This window comes from Oleiphilus sp. HI0043 (assembly GCF_001634935.1).
In genome coordinates, this window is sequence record NZ_LWEY01001456.1 from 1 (window position 1) to 18,440 (window position 18,440).

Annotated in this window: 16 protein-coding genes and 2 pseudogenes; 10 read left to right on the top strand and 8 right to left on the bottom strand. The window is 43.0% G+C overall.

The window, feature by feature from the left end; translation table 11 throughout:
- A pseudogene (locus A3729_RS20475) lies at positions 1–304 on the top strand (hypothetical protein); the annotation flags it as partial.
- Positions 305–394: 90 nt separating this feature from the next.
- Positions 395–1,480, top strand: a complete 1,086-nt coding sequence (locus A3729_RS20480) for a response regulator (RefSeq protein ID WP_231872053.1) — start codon at positions 395–397, stop codon at positions 1,478–1,480.
- 9 nt (positions 1,481–1,489) lie between these two features.
- On the opposite strand, the gene A3729_RS20485 is transcribed toward A3729_RS20480, so the two are convergent.
- The gene (locus A3729_RS20485; protein WP_068512482.1) at positions 1,490–2,146 is read right to left on the bottom strand and encodes a nucleotidyltransferase family protein; all 657 of its coding nucleotides are present in this window, start codon (positions 2,144–2,146) and stop codon (positions 1,490–1,492) included.
- 167 nt (positions 2,147–2,313) lie between these two features.
- Between A3729_RS20485 and A3729_RS20490 the strand changes: the two genes are divergently transcribed.
- The 5 genes from A3729_RS20490 (at position 2,314) to A3729_RS20510 (ending at position 9,846) form a co-directional block, all read left to right on the top strand.
- A complete protein-coding gene (locus A3729_RS20490; RefSeq protein ID WP_082865016.1) occupies positions 2,314–4,521 on the top strand; it encodes a YgiQ family radical SAM protein in 2,208 nt (735 codons plus the stop codon).
- Positions 4,522–4,657: 136 nt separating this feature from the next.
- Positions 4,658–6,223, top strand: a complete 1,566-nt coding sequence (locus A3729_RS20495) for a SulP family inorganic anion transporter (protein ID WP_068512480.1) — start codon at positions 4,658–4,660, stop codon at positions 6,221–6,223.
- Positions 6,224–6,263: 40 nt separating this feature from the next.
- Entirely contained in the window at positions 6,264–6,917 is a 654-nt protein-coding gene (locus A3729_RS31790; protein WP_068512478.1) for a hypothetical protein, read from the top strand.
- 268 nt (positions 6,918–7,185) lie between these two features.
- Positions 7,186–9,093 carry an EAL domain-containing protein gene (locus A3729_RS20505; RefSeq protein WP_231872234.1) on the top strand — a complete coding sequence of 636 codons (1,908 nt, stop codon included), beginning with the start codon at positions 7,186–7,188 and terminating at the stop codon, positions 9,091–9,093.
- A 177-nt stretch (positions 9,094–9,270) separates the two neighbouring features.
- Entirely contained in the window at positions 9,271–9,846 is a 576-nt protein-coding gene (locus tag A3729_RS20510) for a hypothetical protein (RefSeq protein WP_068512475.1), read from the top strand.
- Here the strand turns inward: A3729_RS20510 and A3729_RS20515 are convergent.
- The 5 genes from A3729_RS20515 to A3729_RS20535 all read right to left on the bottom strand — a co-directional run bounded on the left by A3729_RS20515 (position 9,843) and on the right by A3729_RS20535 (position 12,192).
- On the bottom strand, positions 9,843–10,142 hold the full coding sequence (locus tag A3729_RS20515; protein ID WP_068512472.1) for a hypothetical protein: 300 nt from the start codon (positions 10,140–10,142) through the stop codon (positions 9,843–9,845). The two genes, A3729_RS20510 and A3729_RS20515, sit on opposite strands and share 4 nt — an antisense overlap.
- Positions 10,143–10,246: 104 nt before the next feature.
- Complete coding sequence (locus tag A3729_RS20520; protein ID WP_068553709.1) at positions 10,247–10,837, bottom strand: SCO family protein; 591 nt, start codon at positions 10,835–10,837, stop codon at positions 10,247–10,249.
- 3 nt (positions 10,838–10,840) lie between these two features.
- Positions 10,841–11,335: a hypothetical protein gene (locus tag A3729_RS20525; RefSeq protein ID WP_068633199.1), complete on the bottom strand. Its 495-nt coding sequence runs from the start codon at positions 11,333–11,335 to the stop codon at positions 10,841–10,843.
- Positions 11,328–11,762 carry a PilZ domain-containing protein gene (locus A3729_RS20530; RefSeq protein WP_068511419.1) on the bottom strand — a complete coding sequence of 145 codons (435 nt, stop codon included), beginning with the start codon at positions 11,760–11,762 and terminating at the stop codon, positions 11,328–11,330. Before A3729_RS20530 ends, A3729_RS20525 begins: the two co-directional genes overlap by 8 nt.
- A gap of 10 nt (positions 11,763–11,772) precedes the next feature.
- Positions 11,773–12,192 carry a hypothetical protein gene (locus A3729_RS20535; protein WP_068511421.1) on the bottom strand — a complete coding sequence of 140 codons (420 nt, stop codon included), beginning with the start codon at positions 12,190–12,192 and terminating at the stop codon, positions 11,773–11,775.
- Positions 12,193–12,396: 204 nt separating this feature from the next.
- Here A3729_RS20535 and A3729_RS20540 point away from each other — a divergent pair, with 204 nt between their 5' ends.
- Complete coding sequence (locus A3729_RS20540) at positions 12,397–13,458, top strand: 1-aminocyclopropane-1-carboxylate deaminase/D-cysteine desulfhydrase (protein ID WP_068511422.1); 1,062 nt, start codon at positions 12,397–12,399, stop codon at positions 13,456–13,458.
- 14 nt (positions 13,459–13,472) lie between these two features.
- Positions 13,473–14,462: a sterol desaturase family protein gene (locus A3729_RS34075; protein WP_082880612.1), complete on the top strand. Its 990-nt coding sequence runs from the start codon at positions 13,473–13,475 to the stop codon at positions 14,460–14,462.
- 112 nt (positions 14,463–14,574) lie between these two features.
- On the opposite strand, the pseudogene A3729_RS34080 reads toward A3729_RS34075, so the two are convergent.
- Positions 14,575–15,417: pseudogene (locus tag A3729_RS34080) on the bottom strand (SDR family NAD(P)-dependent oxidoreductase); the annotation flags it as partial.
- 103 nt (positions 15,418–15,520) lie between these two features.
- Positions 15,521–16,318: an SDR family oxidoreductase gene (locus A3729_RS20555; RefSeq protein WP_197475957.1), complete on the bottom strand. Its 798-nt coding sequence runs from the start codon at positions 16,316–16,318 to the stop codon at positions 15,521–15,523.
- Between the two features lie 328 nt (positions 16,319–16,646).
- Here A3729_RS20555 and A3729_RS20560 point away from each other — a divergent pair, with 328 nt between their 5' ends.
- Positions 16,647–18,428, top strand: a complete 1,782-nt coding sequence (locus tag A3729_RS20560) for a hypothetical protein (protein WP_068634229.1) — start codon at positions 16,647–16,649, stop codon at positions 18,426–18,428.
- The last annotated feature ends 12 nt before the right edge of the window (positions 18,429–18,440 follow it).

The following is an 18,440-nucleotide window of genomic DNA, read 5'->3' on the forward strand; positions in this document are numbered from 1 at the left end:
TGGCGGACACTACGAAGGTTCATTCTCTAACGGTATGTTCCACGGCAAGGGTGTCGAAACCTATGCGAACGGTAAAAAGTATGTCGGACAATTTATTGATGGCCTCTATCACGGTAAGGGAGAGATCCTAAACCCTAATGGAAGTAAGATCACCGGCACATTTAAAGATGGAAAGCCATTTGGCAAGGCAACGCTAACCACAGCAGAAGGCGAAGTGTTTACTGCCAGATCCAGCGAGCCTGGCGTGTGTTACCGGCAAAAGAGTTATCGAGCAACGGAGTGTCCTAAGCTAGAAGGCTGGTAATCAACGTTTGCAATTAGACACAAACGGCCAGCTACGACACGTCCATACAGAATTTTAAAGTACGAATTTGAATAGAGATTAACGAGGTATATGATGACAATTAAAAGCGCTTTATTGGTAGATGACTCCAAGGTCGCCAGGTTTGCATTGAGTAAGCTTTTAGAGAAAATCAGCCTTAAAGTCGATATGGTTAACTCCGGCGAAGAAGCCTTATCATATTTGGCGTCCAACAATAATCCTGACGTTATTTTTATGGATCAGCTCATGCCGGGTATGAACGGCGTTGACGCTACCAAAGAAATAAAAATGAATCCTGAGACATCAGAGATTCCCATTATTATGTGCACCTCAAAAAAGTCAGATGAATTCTCTGAAGATGCACGTAACTTTGGTATTTATGGTGTGCTAACCAAACCTGCTGAGTCTCAGCAAGTGGTAGAGCTTATTGAAAAGCTCACTAGCGACATAGCTAATAACACGCTACCCAAACCTGCGATTTCTATCTCTCTTAGTGATCAGGAACAGGCTCAACTTGGTAAAATCAGCAAAACTGAGCTTCCGGACGAACTTCAAGACAAACCTGCCGCAGCGCCGAGTGTCGAAGCTTCGTCTGATATCATTGAACAAGTCGCTCGATCAGCCGTAAAAGCGAATGTTAACAACCGCCTTCACGAGCTCCTATCCAGTCTATTCGACGAGCAATACGATCATGTCAAACGCATCCTGAGTGATTCAAAGCAAGAGCAGCAGGATCACTTAAAAGGCATCATGGATGAATACGTCAACGAAATTAATAAGAAAACTGAGTCCATTAAAGAGGAAGTTGCTGCAGAAGTAAGTCTGTTTTTAGGAAACCAACTCACTGAATTTAAGCAAGAGCTTCTGGATAGCAAAGCTCATACAGGCTTAGACCCTGTACAAATTGAAGAATTAAAAGAGCACCTTAGCTCTAGCCAATCTATGGACACTGAGTTTTGGCAACGCTTACAGGGTGACGCAATAAAACAAGCTCATGAAATCACGCGCGAAACTGCAGAAGACGTCGCAGCACAAACAATTGAAACCTATATCAGGCAAAACCGAGCTGCTTCCAATAAGTTTTATGGCATGGCGCTGGCGGCCAGCATAGGTGTATTCGCAGTCGGTATTGCTGTTACTGCAGGACTGTTTGGCTAAGCACTTGAATCAGCATACTGAAGTGACTGCCAAGCGTAAGCGCTCCAGGTCACTTTCAGTATCAACATCCTGAACTCGCCCGCCGAGGTAAACAGGCGTCGTTTTGTTGCGCAAGATTATGCCTTTCGCGCCGCCCTGATTTCCCGGTACAGCCAAGCCTTTTAGCTGAGGCAAATACGACCAAGGAAAGTATGCGGGCACTCCAAGACTAAGCTCCTTGTCCTCTTCTTGATATCCTGCACAAATTATTTCATTCGCTTGCTCATTAACTAAAGTACAGTATTTGCGCAAGTCACTTGTTTCTATTAAGGGCTGATCCCCAAGCAAGAACAACAGGCCATCCACGTTTTCATCTGTCAGCAGGGCTTCGCTCTCTGCAGATGATGCTGCGCTAGCAATGACCTTTCCCATTCCCTCTTGCCATGCACTCTCATGTAAAACCTTTGCAACACCAAAAGAAAGCACACTGTTAATTTCTTTGTAATTAGCGCCCAGCATCACCCAGGTTTTTGGGAAGACCTGAGACACCGTATCAAACACATGTTGCAACAAGGGTTTCCCGTGCCAATCAGCCAGCTGTTTAGGCGAACCGAAACGACTCGATTCTCCAGCTGCCAGGATCACCGCAATAATATTTTTGGCTTCGACGACTTGTTTATCACTCACATTGAGTTCCAGAATAAATTCTATTTATAGGGCTAAGGTGCCTGATAAATATAGAAATTACCACATAGAATAAGCATACCCTACGATATGTATACCAAGAAGCACTAGGCCCAAATAGAAAGACCATGTAAAATAGTCAACTATTCTTACTTAAGCAGCCGAAAACTATGCAAGCCGACACCTCTCTTTTTTCTTATCCTAAGTACTGGGCAGAATGCTTCGGTATTGCACCCTTCCTACCCATGTCTCGTGAGGAAATGGATACTCTGGGTTGGGATAGTTGCGATGTTATTATCATTTGCGGTGACGCTTACGTCGACCACCCCAGCTTTGGCATGGCGGTCATTGGTCGGCTGCTAGAGTCTCAAGGTTATCGAGTTGGAATTATTGCCCAGCCGGACTGGACATCGAAAGATGATTTTCAAAAGCTTGGTAAGCCAAATTTATTTTATGCGGTTTCTGCGGGCAACATGGACTCGATGATCAATCGTTATACAGCTGATCTGAAGATTCGCCATGACGATGCCTACACCCCAAACAACGAGGGTGGTAAGCGCCCTGACCGTGCAGTAACGGTTTATAGTCAGCGCTGTAGAGAAGCCTACAAAGATATCCCGGTTGTGATCGGTGGGATTGAAGCTAGCCTACGCCGAATCGCTCAATACGACTACTGGTCAGACAAGGTAAAACGATCGGTTCTGATGGACTCAAAAGCAGATATCCTACTTTATGGGAATGCAGAGCGAGCAATATCTGAGGTAGCCCTACGTATATCCCGAGGTGAACACCCCAAGGATATGAAAGATATCAAAGGAACAGCTTGCCTACTAAAAGAATTGCCAGAAGGCTGGAATATAAAAGATTCCTCGCGCATCGAAAAACCAAAAGCGCTTGACCCAGCGAACCACCCGTTCCAGAAAAACCCTTATCAAGAAACTGAAATAGAAGGTTCCGAGTCGACAAGTAAATGCGCCGACAATCAGCAAGTCGATAAAGCAGAGCCAATCAAAATTTTACCATTTCCAGAACAAAGCGCTGATAAAGAGAGAGAATTTATCTTACTCCCCTCTTTTGAAAAGGTTTCCAAGGACCCTGTGCTTTATGCTCACACCTCCCGAATACTGCACCTGGAAACTAATCCAGCCAATGCCCGAGCCATTGTTCAGCCTCACGATCAACGCTATGTTTGGGTAAACCCACCAGCCATTCCTCTATCGACAGATGAACTTGATAGCGTCTTCGAACACGCTTATCAGCGAGTGCCTCATCCTAGCTACGGTGATGCAAAAATTCCTGCCTACGAGATGATACGTTTCTCGGTCAATATTATGAGAGGCTGTTTTGGTGGCTGTTCATTCTGCTCGATCACAGAACATGAAGGCAGAGTAATACAGAGTCGATCAGAAGATTCCGTTATCCATGAGATTGAGCGAATCAGGGATATGACACCCGGTTTCACCGGCACCATTTCTGATCTGGGCGGACCTACTGCAAACATGTACCATCAGAATTGTCGCTCAGAGGAAATTCATGCAAGTTGTCGTCGACTGTCATGCGTCTATCCTTCAATTTGCAAAAATCTGATTACTGACCACTCGCCCACAACAAATCTATACCGACGCGCCAGAACACTACCCGGAATTAAACGCATACTTATTGCTTCCGGCTTACGCTACGACCTAGCAGTAGAAGACCCGGAATATATAAAGGAACTTGTTACACACCATGTAGGCGGCTACCTGAAAATTGCACCGGAACATACTGAGAGCGGCCCTTTATCAAAAATGATGAAACCCGGCATGGGCACTTATCATCGCTTTAAAGAACTATTTGAAAAATATTCTGCCGAAGCCGGAAAAAAGCAATACCTTATTCCTTACTTCATATCAGCTCACCCTGGCACGCGCGATGTCGATATGATGAACTTGGCATTATGGTTAAAAGAAAACGGATTTAGGGCGGATCAGGTACAAAACTTTTATCCCTCACCGATGGCTAGCGCCACCGCCATGTACCATTCCGAGAGAGATCCGCTCCACCGGATCAATTACAAGACAGAAAAGGTGTCCATTCCCAAGGGCATAAAACAGCGACGCCTACATAAAGCGTTTTTGAGATATCACGACCCGGACAACTGGCCACTGTTGCGAGAAGCGCTTAAAGCGATGGGTAAGGCTCATTTGATTGGCTATGGGAAAAAACATCTCGTTCCACCAAACCAACCAGTTAAAGGTACTAAGCAAGGTGCCAAGATGAGCCAGAATAGAAAAGCGGCTCAAAGACCAGGAAATAAGAACAAGCAGGGAAATAGAAAGAATCAAAAGGGAAAGATTCTGACCCAGCATACTGGCCTTCCTCCCCGTAAAAGTAAGTAAGAATATTTAACAGACCTAAAAGTGTGCAGCAATACTCACAAATTTGTATTGCTGCACAACAATCCCTATAATCCGCCCCCCCGTTTAAACGACATTTTAATGACCGAGAGAAGCCTTCTCTCAACCAGAGGTATTCATGTTCGAACCCCGCGCAAGCTCGCATCTCAGTATCAAGAACGACGTCCTATCCGGCTTAACCGTTGCATTGGCGCTAGTCCCTGAAGCTGTTGCATTTGCCTTTGTTGCAGGCGTGGAGCCAATTGTTGGTTTGTATGCTGCTTTCATGGTCGGACTCATTACGGCTTGTATCGGTGGTCGACCAGGAATGATTTCGGGTGCTACCGGTGCTCTTGCCGTTGTTATGGTATCGCTGGTCGCACAACACGGTGTTGAATACCTCTTTGCTACGGTAGTTTTAATGGGAATCATACAAATTGCGGCAGGCATGCTAAAACTAGGCAAGTTTATTCGCATGGTTCCCCACCCGGTTATGCTTGGCTTCGTTAACGGCCTCGCGATTGTGATTTTCCTCGCTCAACTTAGCCAGTTTGGAGAAAACAACGGCACGGGCTGGTTGCAAGGAACAGGACTAGAAGGTTCCATTATTGATATTGCCTGGCTCGAAAGTAATGCCATGATCACAATGCTTACTCTCGTTTTTGCTACCATGGCTATTATTCATTTCTTACCCAAATTAACCAAGGCGATACCTTCATCACTGGCAGCCATTGTCATTGTCTCTTTGGTCGTCATTTTCTTTGGCCTTGATACTCGAGTGGTAGGTGACGTTGCATCAATTTCCGGCTCTTTACCTAGTTTTAGCATTCCATCAGTGCCTTTCACTCTGGAGACATTGTGGATCATCTTGCCTTATTCTTTTATATTGGCAGCGATTGGCTTGATTGAATCTCTATTAACCCTCACGCTTATCGATGAAATGACACAAACTCACGGTAAAGGTAACCAAGAGTGTATCGGTCAAGGCGTGGCAAATACTGTAACGGGTTTCTTCGGTGGCATGGGTGGCTGTGCAATGATCGGCCAAAGCATGATCAACGTTAATTCAGGTGGTCGCGGCAGACTGTCCGGTATATCTGCAGGCTTATTCCTACTCTGCTTCATCTTATTTGCCGCGCCTCTGATTGAACAGATCCCCGTTGCTGCACTAGTCGGCGTTATGTTCATCGTTGTCATCGGTACCTTTGAATGGTCCAGCTTCCGAATTCTTCGAAAAGTTCCCCGCTCTGACGCTTTTGTATTAATCCTGGTATCTGGTGTCACAGTGGCAACAGACTTGGCAATTGCAGTAATCGTAGGTGTAATTGTTTCCGCGCTCGTCTTTGCCTGGGAACACGCGAAGCATGTGTATATTCACGAGAAAGAGAATGAAGAAGGTTCAACGGTCTACGAAGTAGAAGGCCCCCTGTTCTTTGGTTCAATTGCGAACTTCCTAGAGCAATTTGATGTTCAAGCGGGCAACGACGACATTATTATCGACTTCGCTCAATCCAGAGTATACGACCACTCAGGCATTGAGGCGATCGACACACTAGCCGAGCGCTACCTGAACGCAAACAAGACTTTACACATTCGCCATCTAAGCCCGGAATGTAGAAGCTTGCTTAAAAACGCCGGTGATTTGATCGAAGTCAACGTGATAGAAGATCCGAACTACCATATTGCGACAGATAAGCTAGACTAAGACTTGAATTTAGTTGCCCTTCCTAGCAGGAGCTTATCAGATGACTAGTAAAGATAAATTTGGTTTAGATAAAGTACTTAATCGCTTTAATAAAGAGTTCGAGAAGACATCCGATCATTTTAATCAATTGATTAACGATGCGTTCAAACAACTTGAAAGCTTGCAGTCTCAAGTTCAAGAGCCGATCAAGAAAGTAGTTGAAGATCTGGATAAGCTTCGCGACAAAGAAATGAACCGCTTTCAGAAGGAGTTTGACAAGCGCCTGGATGAGTTTCATGAGCTACAGTCTCAACTCCTTGAAAAAATAGGCGTCGAAGCAAAGGCTCCTGCGAAGAAAGCGGCTCCGGCTAAGAAAGCAGCTCCGGCTAAAAAAGCAGCTCCGGCTAAGAAAGCGACTCCAGCTAAGAAAGTAGCTCCGGCTAAGAAAGCGACTCCAGCTAAGAAAGCAGCTCCGGCTAAGAAAGCGACTCCAGCTAAGAAAGCAGCTCCTGCTACAAAGTCTCCGTTGAAATTGACTGCACTCAATGGTGTTGGACCAGCTTTAGAAAAGAAACTTATAGCAGCCGGTATCACATCAATCGAGCAATTGGCCAAGCCTTCAGCAAAAGATAAAAAAGCACTTGAGGAGTTCAGCAAAGTCAGAGGTTCTGACACGTGGCAAAAACAAGCTGCAGAGCTGAACAAAGCTAAATAGCCTCGTAGAAGCAATTAAACATTAGGCCATAACTCTCCTGTTATGGCCTTCCATTTACACCCAAAAATTCTCTCTATTCCCCGACCTTCCAGTTTGTTAACCCATATTTCACATTGTTTTGAAATACAATTACTTACTGTAACTATTTTGTAACGTTGTACGTCACATCGTTACAAGTCTATAACCAAGTCGTGTTTTTCATTCTTGAAAATTACCATACAATTTACTTATAACTTACACATATAACTAATTTGCTTTGGTAACTACTTTGCATAAGCCGATTCATAAAGGTCTGACATTTCTTTCAACTCTCGCGATAACTTCGCCAGTGTTAGCTGCGGTATCGGTTGAGGATACTGAAAGCTCGACAATGCTATTGAAACTCATGGCAAGTGCAGGACTGGCAGCATTGTTTGGGACACTGTGCTTCATTTTGTTCCGTCTTAATGCCCGGCTAAAAAACAACGTAAAGTCGCATGAAGCTACCGAACAACTCATGTCGAAACTAAGTAGCGCGGTAACAAATAGTGGTTCCAGTATTGTTATTACAAGCAGCTCAGGCTTGATTGAATATGTAAATGACAAGTTTTGCCAAATAACGGGCTACCAACGCGACGAAATCGTAAATAAGCCAATCGGCATTCTCAAACCAAGCTCTGAACATTGCGCAGCTGATATTTGTGCTCTCGATAGCGGCTTCCTGCAAAAACAAGATAGTTGGGAAGGTGAAATTCTTTGCTCTAAGAAAGATTCTAGCGTTTTCTGGAACACTATTACGATCTCGGCCGTCTATGATAAACATAACGAAATTAGTAGTTACGTCCTGTCCGCCGTTGACGTCACAGCCTTAAAAGAAGCTACCCAGAAAATGGAGCACTTGGCTCTTTTTGACTCCCTGACCGGTTTAGCAAACCGTCGGCTTTTTATTGATCGACTGCACCAATCCATTCTTAATGCACGACGACATCAAAAACTGACAGCGCTGTTCTTTCTCGACCTAGACCAATTTAAACGCATCAACGACACGCTGGGACACCAGGCAGGTGATCAATTACTGCTTACGGTTGCTGACCGTTTAAAATCCTGTGTTCGAAAGCAAGATACAGTTGCCCGTTTAGGGGGGGATGAATTTACCATTCTGCTTAACGATATATCCGATATCGATAAAATATCTGCCATTGCTCAAACGATCCTGGACACTCTTAAGGAACCAGTTAGGTTGGGTAAACATGAGGTGATTGTATCAACAAGTATCGGCATTACCTTAGCACCAACAGACAGCATCAATAGCGAAACGCTCATGAAGAACGCCGACCTTGCCTTATATATGGCTAAAGAGAACGGTCGAGATGGCTACCACTTCTTTACTGAAGCCTTAAACCTCCGCGCAAACAAGCTTCTGGAAATTGAAAATGAATTACGTGAAGCAATTAAAAATAACGACTTTTACCTAAACTATCAGCCTCAAATTAATCTGAAGACGGGTGAAATATCTAGCGTTGAAGCTCTGATACGCTGGGAGCATGCGACGAAGGGAGACATTTCCCCTGCTGACTTTATTCCCGTAGCCGAAGAGACCGGCTTGATCGTACAAATTGGTGAATGGGTGCTGAGAAACGCATGTAAAGAAATCATGCAATTAAATGCCCTAACTGGTCGCTCATTGAGAGTTGCAGTTAACTTATCGCCACGCCAGTTTGATGACCCGGAACTGGTAAATGTTGTTTCAAGCGCCCTCGAGCATTCAGGCCTCGCCGCAGAAAACCTGGAAATAGAAGTAACCGAAAGTATGCTAATGAATGACATTGATGCTGTCATAGCTCAACTCAATAGCATCAAATCTACTGGTTCCACTATTACCATCGATGACTTTGGTTCAGGCTACTCCTCTTTAAGTTATTTAAAGAGCCTACCTGTAGATATTCTGAAAATTGACCAGTCATTTGTTTACGATATTCCTGATGACCTCAATGCCATGGAAATCGCGTCTGCGGTCATTGCCGTTGCACATAAACTTAACCTGAAGGTCGTTGCAGAAGGCGTTGAAAATATCGACCAAAGAGACTTCTTGGTAATCAATAAATGCGACTATGCTCAAGGATACTTCTTTAGCCGGCCATTGACCTTCAAGAAAATGCATAATTTCTTCATTGAAAGTGACCTAAAGACTGCTTAAGCATCCTCTTCTTAAGTAGTCTATTGCCCCTCCCCCAGCACTAATCAAAAATGTAAAACACTGTAAATCCGCTGCACTTGTGTGAACCTGTACTCTAGCTTAACGCTACCCAATTCCATTTACATAGAATTACATGATGTATAATGTCGTCACATTTGAGAATTTGGAGACTAAACAATGCTGGTTGTTTTCATACATAGCCTTGAAATAGCATTACTTACTTTGCTCGGCACACTTGCCTTCCGCGTACATAACTTATACACAGCTGCTGGCTACGCAGAGAGCGGGCATATTGACAGAGTGATTAAGCGCTTGATGCAAGGCGATGTTGTCGATAATCAAGAGTACGAAACCAAGATGGAAAGTCTTAAAAAAGCTCAAACCTTTTCTGGCATCCAGCTGTTAGACATCAAAAGAAATTATGGTGACCTGCACCAGGAGAATCTGTCTTGGTTACGCGAAGCGATTAGCCTTTACCTGATTGGAGCAATCGATTTGATTGGCAAAGAAGCAAAGTGCGGCACTCAAAGCAGGAAAGAGATAGCGATGTTGGTATTAAAGTCTAATTTAAATTTGACGACAGAAAATGCGCTCGCCTACTACAGGGAAGCACTCTACCGAAAACTTAGTAGTGACAACGACTTAATGGTTAGAGCTGGCGCGAAGGCTGCCAAGAACTGGTCAAGCTATGACCGTATTCCTAAGGAAATGTCGTTGAGTGCACAGCTTGATGAGTGGGGAATATTTGCCTAACCGGCAAATAGCTCCCAATTCCGGCCTAAATCAACGGCCTCATTATTGACCGGTCGGTTATCTTCAATTCTCACAGCACTTATTACCGGGCGACTCCATTCACCGCCATCGCTTCGAGTCATCGAATCAAGATCAACAGATCTAACTTGATAAACTACCTGATCATACATAACTTTAGAGCGATGAGATAAGCCATATACAAAGCGGCAATAGTCCAGCTTTAAGCTATATAAGCTCTTTTCGGTTTTATTTATTTTTTGAATTAGAACGTTTTTCAGGCCGTCGGCGTAATCCATCTTTGATCCCACTTATTGTTATTGTCTATTTCAATATTTAAAAGTAACAAGATGTAACGAGTATAAAAAATAGATAGGTACTATCGCAAGTGAAAATCTAGTAATCACAGCAACTTATGAAGTAGTTCAGATATTTGCTCAGCTTGAACGTCATGATCAAGCACTCGCATTAACCTTCCTTGATCATCTAACAAATAGACAAAAGCACTATGATCAACTGTATAGCTATTGCCTTCACCTGCCTTTTCACGACCTGAACGGAAAAAAGTTCCGTAAGCTGAGCTAACCGAAGTAATTTGTTCAACACTCCCACTTAAAGGAATAATATTTGGATGGAAGAATCCGGTGTATTCTTTTAAACGCTTATCATCATCACGATGCGGATCAACCGTTATAAACAATGCGGGGACATCCTTAAAGTCTTCATGACTGCTCAATACATCTCGTATCTTTGACAAACCAACAGGGCATACATCAGGACAGTAAGTGTAGCCGAAATAAAGAATGACAGGATGGCCGCGCAATTGGCCCAGGCTAAATGCTTTACCCTCGTGCAGTAAGTCAAAGTCCCCCGCTTTAAGGTATTTAGCTTTTATATCCCGTTCTATATCTGAAGACATAAAACGCATTGCAAGCACAATAATTGCGATAGAAATGCCGACAAGAAGAATTGTGAAAGGAAGCCTATTTACCATAGCTTAGAGCCCATGCTGAGAAGTCTTAAGATCAAAATCTAAACGAATCGTTTTCCCCTGAAACTCAAAGTTGACAACTAAGCGCCATACCATCTCAGCATCGACCGTACATATTGGAATCATTCCACTTAATAAAAATTCGTTAGCCAACTCAGCTTTGGAGGATAAGAAGTGTTGCCCCATATCCATATCTCGCCCTTCAACCCAAGCAACAAGGTTTGAGAGTTCTGCTCCAGCATTGTTCATTGTATGTAACTTCAACTGGAAACGTTCTAGGGCTTTAATTTCACTAGGACTTACTTGAAGTCTAAGCTCCAAGTCATTGAATAGGTGCAAACGACAGTCATCGGCACTAATATCGCAATCGGAACTAAAATTATAATCAGGCTTTTGGTGCTCGTTGGGTGCACTTTTGTCATACAAGGCAAAAAGAATTAGGCCTAAAAAAACAAGACAAACAAGCAGCGCACCCGTCACATAATCTTTCAGCTTAGCCACCCGGGGCTCCCGCAGTCGAAGAGCTATCTAAGCTACCCTCTGTCGACGCGGCTCTGTCATTTTCGAACCTTCTCAAAATCTGTTCAATTGCAACCAGTTCATCATTAATCTTTAACTTGTCATGCTTAGAGGCAAAACTAAACTCAACACCGTAATTAAATCGGCTATGGTGCTTTTCTTTATATCGAACAAGCCCTTTAAGCAAAGGCAACTCAACTTCTACATCCTCTTTTAACAACTTTAGGGATAGAACTACTTCGTCCCCTAAGTGATAGACCTCGTCAGTCTGAATCCCCATGCCATAACGACTGAAGTCAAAAGGTACAACAGGTATCCATTCCTTTTTAAAAAGGCTTCGTTTAATGTAAACACTAGATTCCAAACGCAACCAATTATGCCGTTCTGTCCGTCGGCGCTCATTTGCCATTATTATTTTCTCATTGATTTGATAGTTGTATCTTATAGGTTACACGGCGCCCTTCGACCTTAACGCCTTCCACAGAATAAGAACTGCTAACCGGTATATTCCAACTGCCAGGAGCTCCCCCTCCCAGACTTGCCACATTTATCTGATCTATATCGCTTTCAAGATAGACTTCTTTTTCATCTTTAGACAAGACGTCGAAATATTTGTAACCATTTTCTTTTGCTATTTCAGCACAGCGCTTTAGTGCAAAGCCATGAATCGTTTCCCAACTACGATTCGCACTCTCGGTATACTCCACATAAAAAATCCCTTTCCCAGCTTTTAGATCCCTATACCCTGAATTCCCTTCTTCCGCCGCGTGATACACTGCGGCACATGCACTTAACAATACAGACAAAGCAGTAATTGCTATAAACCTTATCTTTTGCATAACAAACCTTGCCTTAATTTTACGTAAAAAGTGTCGAAAGCTAATCATTCAAGTATACAAGAACTACGAATTTTGCCCAAGCGGCCTTTAAGGTCGCAATATGTCAATAAATACCTAAAGAATAATTCTACGCTAGCGCAGCTCTAATATTTATTATCAAACACAATACTTATCAACATTAGTACAACAAACAACAATAATACGATGAACAAAGCTATTTTTGAACATTTCCCGGAACTTAAAAGTGCCTGTCCTTGCTTGAATTTTGCAGACCTTCCTGCACCTATCACAAAATTTGGAGGACCTCCTTCTAATATATGGATAAAAAGAGACGATTTAAGTCACTCAGAATACGGAGGAAATAAAGTTAGGAAGCTTGAGTTCATCCTCGCCGATGCGTTGGAAGCGAACAAGAAGCGTATTTTAACATTTGGAGCAATCGGCAGTAATCATGGCGTTGCGACCACTTATTTTGGCAGTAAGTACAAGCTTTCTACCAACATTATATTATTCGATCAGGCCATATCAGACACCGTTCTTAACAATCTTCGGCTAATGTGGGAACTTGGTGCAAAACTGGACTACAGAAAAACGATCGCTAAAACGGCTTTCCATTTTTATCAACGAAGCTTGTTTGAGAAAAGGCAGACTTATAGCTTGTTCGCAGGAGGCTCAAATGTTGTTGGCTGCCTCGGCTTCGTCAATGCTGCTTTTGAACTGAAAATGCAAATTGATGCTCAGTTAATTCCCGAACCTGACTATCTATACTGTCCTGTGGGTTCTAGCGCAACACTTGCCGGCTTGACCCTTGGCTGTAACTTACTGGGACTAAAAACCAAAGTCATTGGCGTTCGTGTCGCCCCATCGCATCTCGGCCCCATTGAAACTTGCACAGATAAAACTATTGCTAAACTGATGATGAGAACGGCTAATTATTTAAAGCATCGATCCGACAAGCTGGAAATAAAAAAAGCGCCCCAAATACACTTAAACAATTATTTTTTCGGTGATGGCTACGGTTTAAGCACCACAGCAAGTAAGGCCGCGCTCAAGCTATTTGCAGCTCATCATATAAACCTCGAATCAACCTATACAGCGAAAACTGCGGCAGCAGTACTGAGTCACGCTCAAGCCGAGAAAGATAAAACTTTTGTCTATTGGCACACGTTCAACTCTCGTGACACCAATCTGCTACCAGCTAGTTCAAAAACCTATGCACTCCCCCAAGAGCTTAAAGCACTACTGACACCCAACACGAGCCTATAAGGGACTAACGAACAATGATAGAACAACTCAACGAACTATTTGAACTGTATCAAGACCCTATGTTTTTAGCCTTTCCCGTCGCGACACTCGCCCTGAGTGTCGGTACTTTTCTTGTCGTTGCCACCCCCTGGACAATTCTTGCTTGGCTTGACCCAGATTGGGCAAAGCCCTATAAAATTCAAGACAAACCCTTCCAGGTAAGAAAATATTTCTGGCCCAATATCGCTAGAATCAGCTTCAATTCGCTGATCATGCTTGTGCTCCTCATTATCTTTTGGCCAATTCTCCGTTATAGCGATATTCACGAAGGCCCTATACCAGCTTGGTACGTCTGGGTAATTCAAATTATCTTTTTTCTTTTGTTGGATGACTTTCTTTTCTATTTAATGCATCGCTGGCTACATGAAAACAAATGGATGCTACGCAAGGTTCACTCGGTCCATCATAGAATTCACAACACCTGCGCATTAGACGGTAACTACTTTCATGTTATCGAGTTCATCTTGATCGGCAGTCTAGCCATGCTCGGCCCTATTTTACTTGGCTGCCATCTTTATGTGCTCTATGCCTGGATTATTATTAGAAATATTGAAGCCGCTGACGGCCATGCAGGCTATGACTTTCCATGGAATCCTTTGCGGTTTTTGCCTTTATATGACGGCCCGGTTTACCACGACTTTCATCATTCACGCTTTAAAGGCAACTATGCCGGGGCGCTTCATTATCTGGATAAGTATTTTGGCACGTACATAAAAGAATATTTACGCTATAAACAAGAACACAAATACCCTGGATCAGAAGTAAAAAACGAAGCACCCGACAGAATTAACCAGCTCAAAAATATCACTACTGATGACAGCCCTATAAAGGTGAGTTCGGCACAATACTTGTCAAAAGCGCCCTATCCAAGCCCATTTCGGGGTACTCTCCTTGCTCATCAGGCCATATTTGATAAAGGTAGTTATAGATCTGGGTTACTAATTCTGGCGCATATAAAGATATAGCCCCCAAAAACAGGCCCATTCCGGTAAGTTGCTTTCTGGGCTTATCTATCACCGCATCAATAAACATTTGTGCCGCATCCTCGGCGCTTACCAGGTCGGCATTTTTATATTCTTTCGTTGGCGCAACCATTTCGGTCTTAACCAAGGGGAATTTTATCGAGGTGACACTTATATCCCGGTTAGCAAACTCTGCAGCCAGTGAGTCACACAACGCATCCATAGCAGATTTGCTTGCCATATAAGGCCCAAAACGTGGCGTGACAGCCATAGTACCCATTGAAGAAGAATGAAGAATATGCCCTCCACCATTTTTGACCATGGAAGGAAGAAGCCCCAAAATCAAGCGCGAAGCCCCAAAGTAATTTAACTGCATCGTTCGCTCCAAATCATGGAAACGCCCTTCAGAGCGAGAAAGAGAACGACGAATTGAGCGTCCAGCATTACTAGACAAAACAACAAGTGAAACGTACTTATCCTCTATATAGGTAACAAGCGCGTCACACTCATCAAAATGGGATAAATCACACGTATAGATGTCGATTCGTTCTGGGTCTACACCGCTGGCAATTAATGCCTCTTTACACTCATTTAGTTTATCTTGATGCCGGGCAACCAGAATAACTCGAGCACCATAACTCAGAGCCCGTTTGGCGCTCGCATAGCCAATTCCACTTGAGCCGCCTGTAATTAAAACTGTTTTATTATTAAGGGCGAGTTCAGCCAAGCCCTCTCTGTTCTTAGCAGGGTCCAAATAGCGATTGTAGTAGTCCCATAACTGATCGACATAATCTTCAAATGCTGGGGCTCGCAAGCCCTGTTTAACTAAAAGTTTCTGTGTTGAATCTGCACTAAATTTCAGGCCTGGCATTAGTGCTGAAAAGACTGACGAAGGAATACCTAGCTTTTCGAAAAGTCCATCGAGAGCGATCTGAACTGCCTTCAATTGCTTTAGCATACCTAGTTGCTTAAACACGCCACCTTGTATACCTGAAGACCTTACAGGCAAAGAAAAGCCAACTTTTGGACCATCTGCTGCACGAAGAATTTGCGTAAAAGCTTTATGTAAAGGTAGTGACTGCGTGCCGGTCAGGTGAAAACAAGTTTGCCCCCCCCAAGTCCTCAGACTGACTCAAGAGCAATATAGCTTCAACAAGGTAGTCCCGAGGTACAACATCGAGATTTGCCTTTAACTTAGGAACAAGGATTGGCACCCATGAAGGTAAATATCGCTTTAAAAAACTTACTAACAGGCACATATAGTATGGCCCATCGATTTTATCAATCTCACCGCTTGTTGAGTCGCCTACTACTGCAGAAGGCCGATAAATCCTTAAGTCCATATTATGCTCATCCCTAAAACGACGGGCACAAGCCTCGGACTGAAATTTACTCAAATGATAGGTATGCGAATGCTCCTGACCTTCATCGAACATATCCTCGGAAAAGGTGCCCTGAAAGTCTCCTGCCACAGCCATCGAGCTGAGCATATGAACTCGACCAGTAAAACCTGAAGAAACCAGCGTACTAAACAAACGCTCCGTACCTTGAACATTCGTTTCCATAACGAGTTTTTCAGGCGCCCCCAGATCGTACACTGCTGCAAGGTGAAAAACATGATCAAAATCTGAAAAACTATATGAAGTCTTATCGAGCCCCATAAACTGGCTATTTAAATCGCCACACCAAACATCCAACGAAGAACCATTGTCTAGCACTAAGGATAAAGCTCGCCACTTGGAAATAAGTTCGCTGTATTTTTCAGTATCAGGATTCCTCACCAACACAAGCAAATCATGCCCTTGCTTAAGAAGACCTTCTACCAAAAGTTTCCCAATAAAACCTGTTGCTCCTGTCACCAAACACCGGCACATAACTGTCTCTTATTATTATTTTTTGAGTAGGAATAGCTTTGAATTATTAGATATTCACAGCTTAGATGGAAGCCTGACTTACACTTATGGCTAACTCTGTTTACTTTGATAAATGCAATTTAAGGGAATACTGAATCAATTCAACGAGCCCAGTGACGGTCAAATTGAACCTGAGCGACCTTAATAGTGTGAACCTTATCCCATTCATTTTTGTTAGATTTTTTTTCACTATGTAAGACAGATATACTCAGTGGTTAATTGTATTTACATGCCCTAATAAAATCATCATTACATAATCAGGATGCATTCGCTAATGAGAGCTTTATTGCCTAACCTTCACTCTTTGCTAGGATCGCTAACACTGCCACTAGGCATTTTCTTTTTGACGGCATGTACCACCGACCATAAGACGCCTGTGGATCCACCTGAGGTGAATACCTATAACGCCTATATTAATACTGTTGATAACACTATCAGCTACTACACTATCAAGAATGACAACCTTATAACCTACAAGCTCGCCGATTTTGCTGAAGCAACTAACGACTTTCAGACCGCACTAGCTTTCGACATAGATGAAGAAAAACAAGGTTTCGAATACATAGCCTATGTAACGAGAAACTCGCAAGAAGAAAGCGTTATAAACCTCTTCGATCTCGACAAAGCCAACAATAACAAACATTATGTATTAGCAAATCTAAGTAGCCATATTTGTGGTATCTCAGCTATTAGAATGCCTACAACCCACGCTTTTCAAGACCGAAAAGAGTCCAATGTCAGCACTAAACACCTTCCTGAAATCATCCTTCATGTTTCGGCTTCAACCGCTTGTGATGGCGATATTTTCTATGAAAAAATTGATTTTTCTACTCTGATTGATGAGGACATCTACACAACCTTTGAGCACAGCGTCGTTTCTGAGGGAAAACACGATCCCGAGTTAGTTATTGACTACGATTCAGCAAAAGTAATTTCATCAGTATGGCAAGGAAACTATGGCTACCTTAGCTATAACAACAACTCTTCCGAACTATCTTTTAACTATGCAGAAATAGACCGTTTTAACGAAATACAAACAATAGAATGGAGTACACAACTCCCTTTCACAGAACCCCTTACTTTTACTCAAGTATCAAATAACAAGATATTGGCCCAGCAAGGATCTAACTTATTTGTTATACCAACTTCATATCTATTTACTGTCGATGACCCAACAAGTAGCTCAACTCCTATACAAGCACGCATTAACGCTATATTTGATACGCCAACATTAACGCTCAACGGTTATACAAACCTTACCCTTAATACCAGCCAGCCAGTTCAGCAAAGTAACTTTGTAATCCAGGTTGAAAACGACCTTTATCTATACGAAAGTGATCGGTTTGAGCTTATTTATAGTAATAGCAAGAGTACGGAAGATGTTTCGCTAACTTATCGACTAAACAGCACAAACGAGTTGCTACTACTTACCGAAGAGACTGGAAAAGATGACTTGCTAACTGTCATTTATGAGACAGGAAACGAGAGCAATATAGATGAGTCCGAAGAAATTTCGATTTACATCAATGACGATACATTCCACTTCAACTCCTACAATAGCGAGTCAGGCTCACAAGCGCATATTTTGACGAAAAAGAACAGCAACTACGAACCAACAAGCTTCGAGGAAAGCACCCTCATTTTTGTTAAGGATATGAGAAATCAAGATGACTTACCTTTACTCATATCATCGTCGCCAGTTAAGAATGTTAGTGGGACGCGGCAGCTTTCTGGAGCCTATCTGTATAAATATGATGAAGACAAAGATAATGGCCGTGCGCTGGCACAGTCATCACGAGAGAATGAAAATGGGAATAAAGAGCACCGCTCCGTTGACTTTAGCTACGGTATCTTCCATGAATTATCAAACCTCGAATTCATGAATGGAAGCGTCATCAACGATTATTATAGCTTTCTAAACTTTGAAGCGACCTACTCTCTTGAGGGGGTCGAGCAGCGCGCCAATTTCAGCTTCATTTTTAACCCCAGTCAAGAAACACCAGATCCTGATATTGAAGATCAATCTCTATCGTTATTATTAGTCGATGGCATGTAGTTTTTGAGCAGC

What these genes read in the sequence shown, in the direction of transcription:
- A3729_RS20480 (WP_231872053.1), top strand. Translation starts at nt 395, where the DNA reads ATGATGACAATTAAAAGCGCTTTATTGGTAGATGACTCCAAGGTCGCC.
- A3729_RS34075 (WP_082880612.1), top strand. Translation starts at nt 13,473, where the DNA reads ATGATAGAACAACTCAACGAACTATTTGAACTGTATCAAGACCCTATG.
- A3729_RS20540 (WP_068511422.1), top strand. Translation starts at nt 12,397, where the DNA reads ATGAACAAAGCTATTTTTGAACATTTCCCGGAACTTAAAAGTGCCTGT.
- A3729_RS20535 (WP_068511421.1), bottom strand. Translation starts at nt 12,192, where the DNA reads ATGCAAAAGATAAGGTTTATAGCAATTACTGCTTTGTCTGTATTGTTA.
- A3729_RS20515 (WP_068512472.1), bottom strand. Translation starts at nt 10,142, where the DNA reads ATGGATTACGCCGACGGCCTGAAAAACGTTCTAATTCAAAAAATAAAT.
- A3729_RS20520 (WP_068553709.1), bottom strand. Translation starts at nt 10,837, where the DNA reads ATGGTAAATAGGCTTCCTTTCACAATTCTTCTTGTCGGCATTTCTATC.
- A3729_RS20510 (WP_068512475.1), top strand. Translation starts at nt 9,271, where the DNA reads ATGCTGGTTGTTTTCATACATAGCCTTGAAATAGCATTACTTACTTTG.
- A3729_RS20490 (WP_082865016.1), top strand. Translation starts at nt 2,314, where the DNA reads ATGCAAGCCGACACCTCTCTTTTTTCTTATCCTAAGTACTGGGCAGAA.
- A3729_RS31790 (WP_068512478.1), top strand. Translation starts at nt 6,264, where the DNA reads ATGACTAGTAAAGATAAATTTGGTTTAGATAAAGTACTTAATCGCTTT.
- A3729_RS20560 (WP_068634229.1), top strand. Translation starts at nt 16,647, where the DNA reads ATGAGAGCTTTATTGCCTAACCTTCACTCTTTGCTAGGATCGCTAACA.
- A3729_RS20495 (WP_068512480.1), top strand. Translation starts at nt 4,658, where the DNA reads ATGTTCGAACCCCGCGCAAGCTCGCATCTCAGTATCAAGAACGACGTC.
- A3729_RS20530 (WP_068511419.1), bottom strand. Translation starts at nt 11,762, where the DNA reads ATGGCAAATGAGCGCCGACGGACAGAACGGCATAATTGGTTGCGTTTG.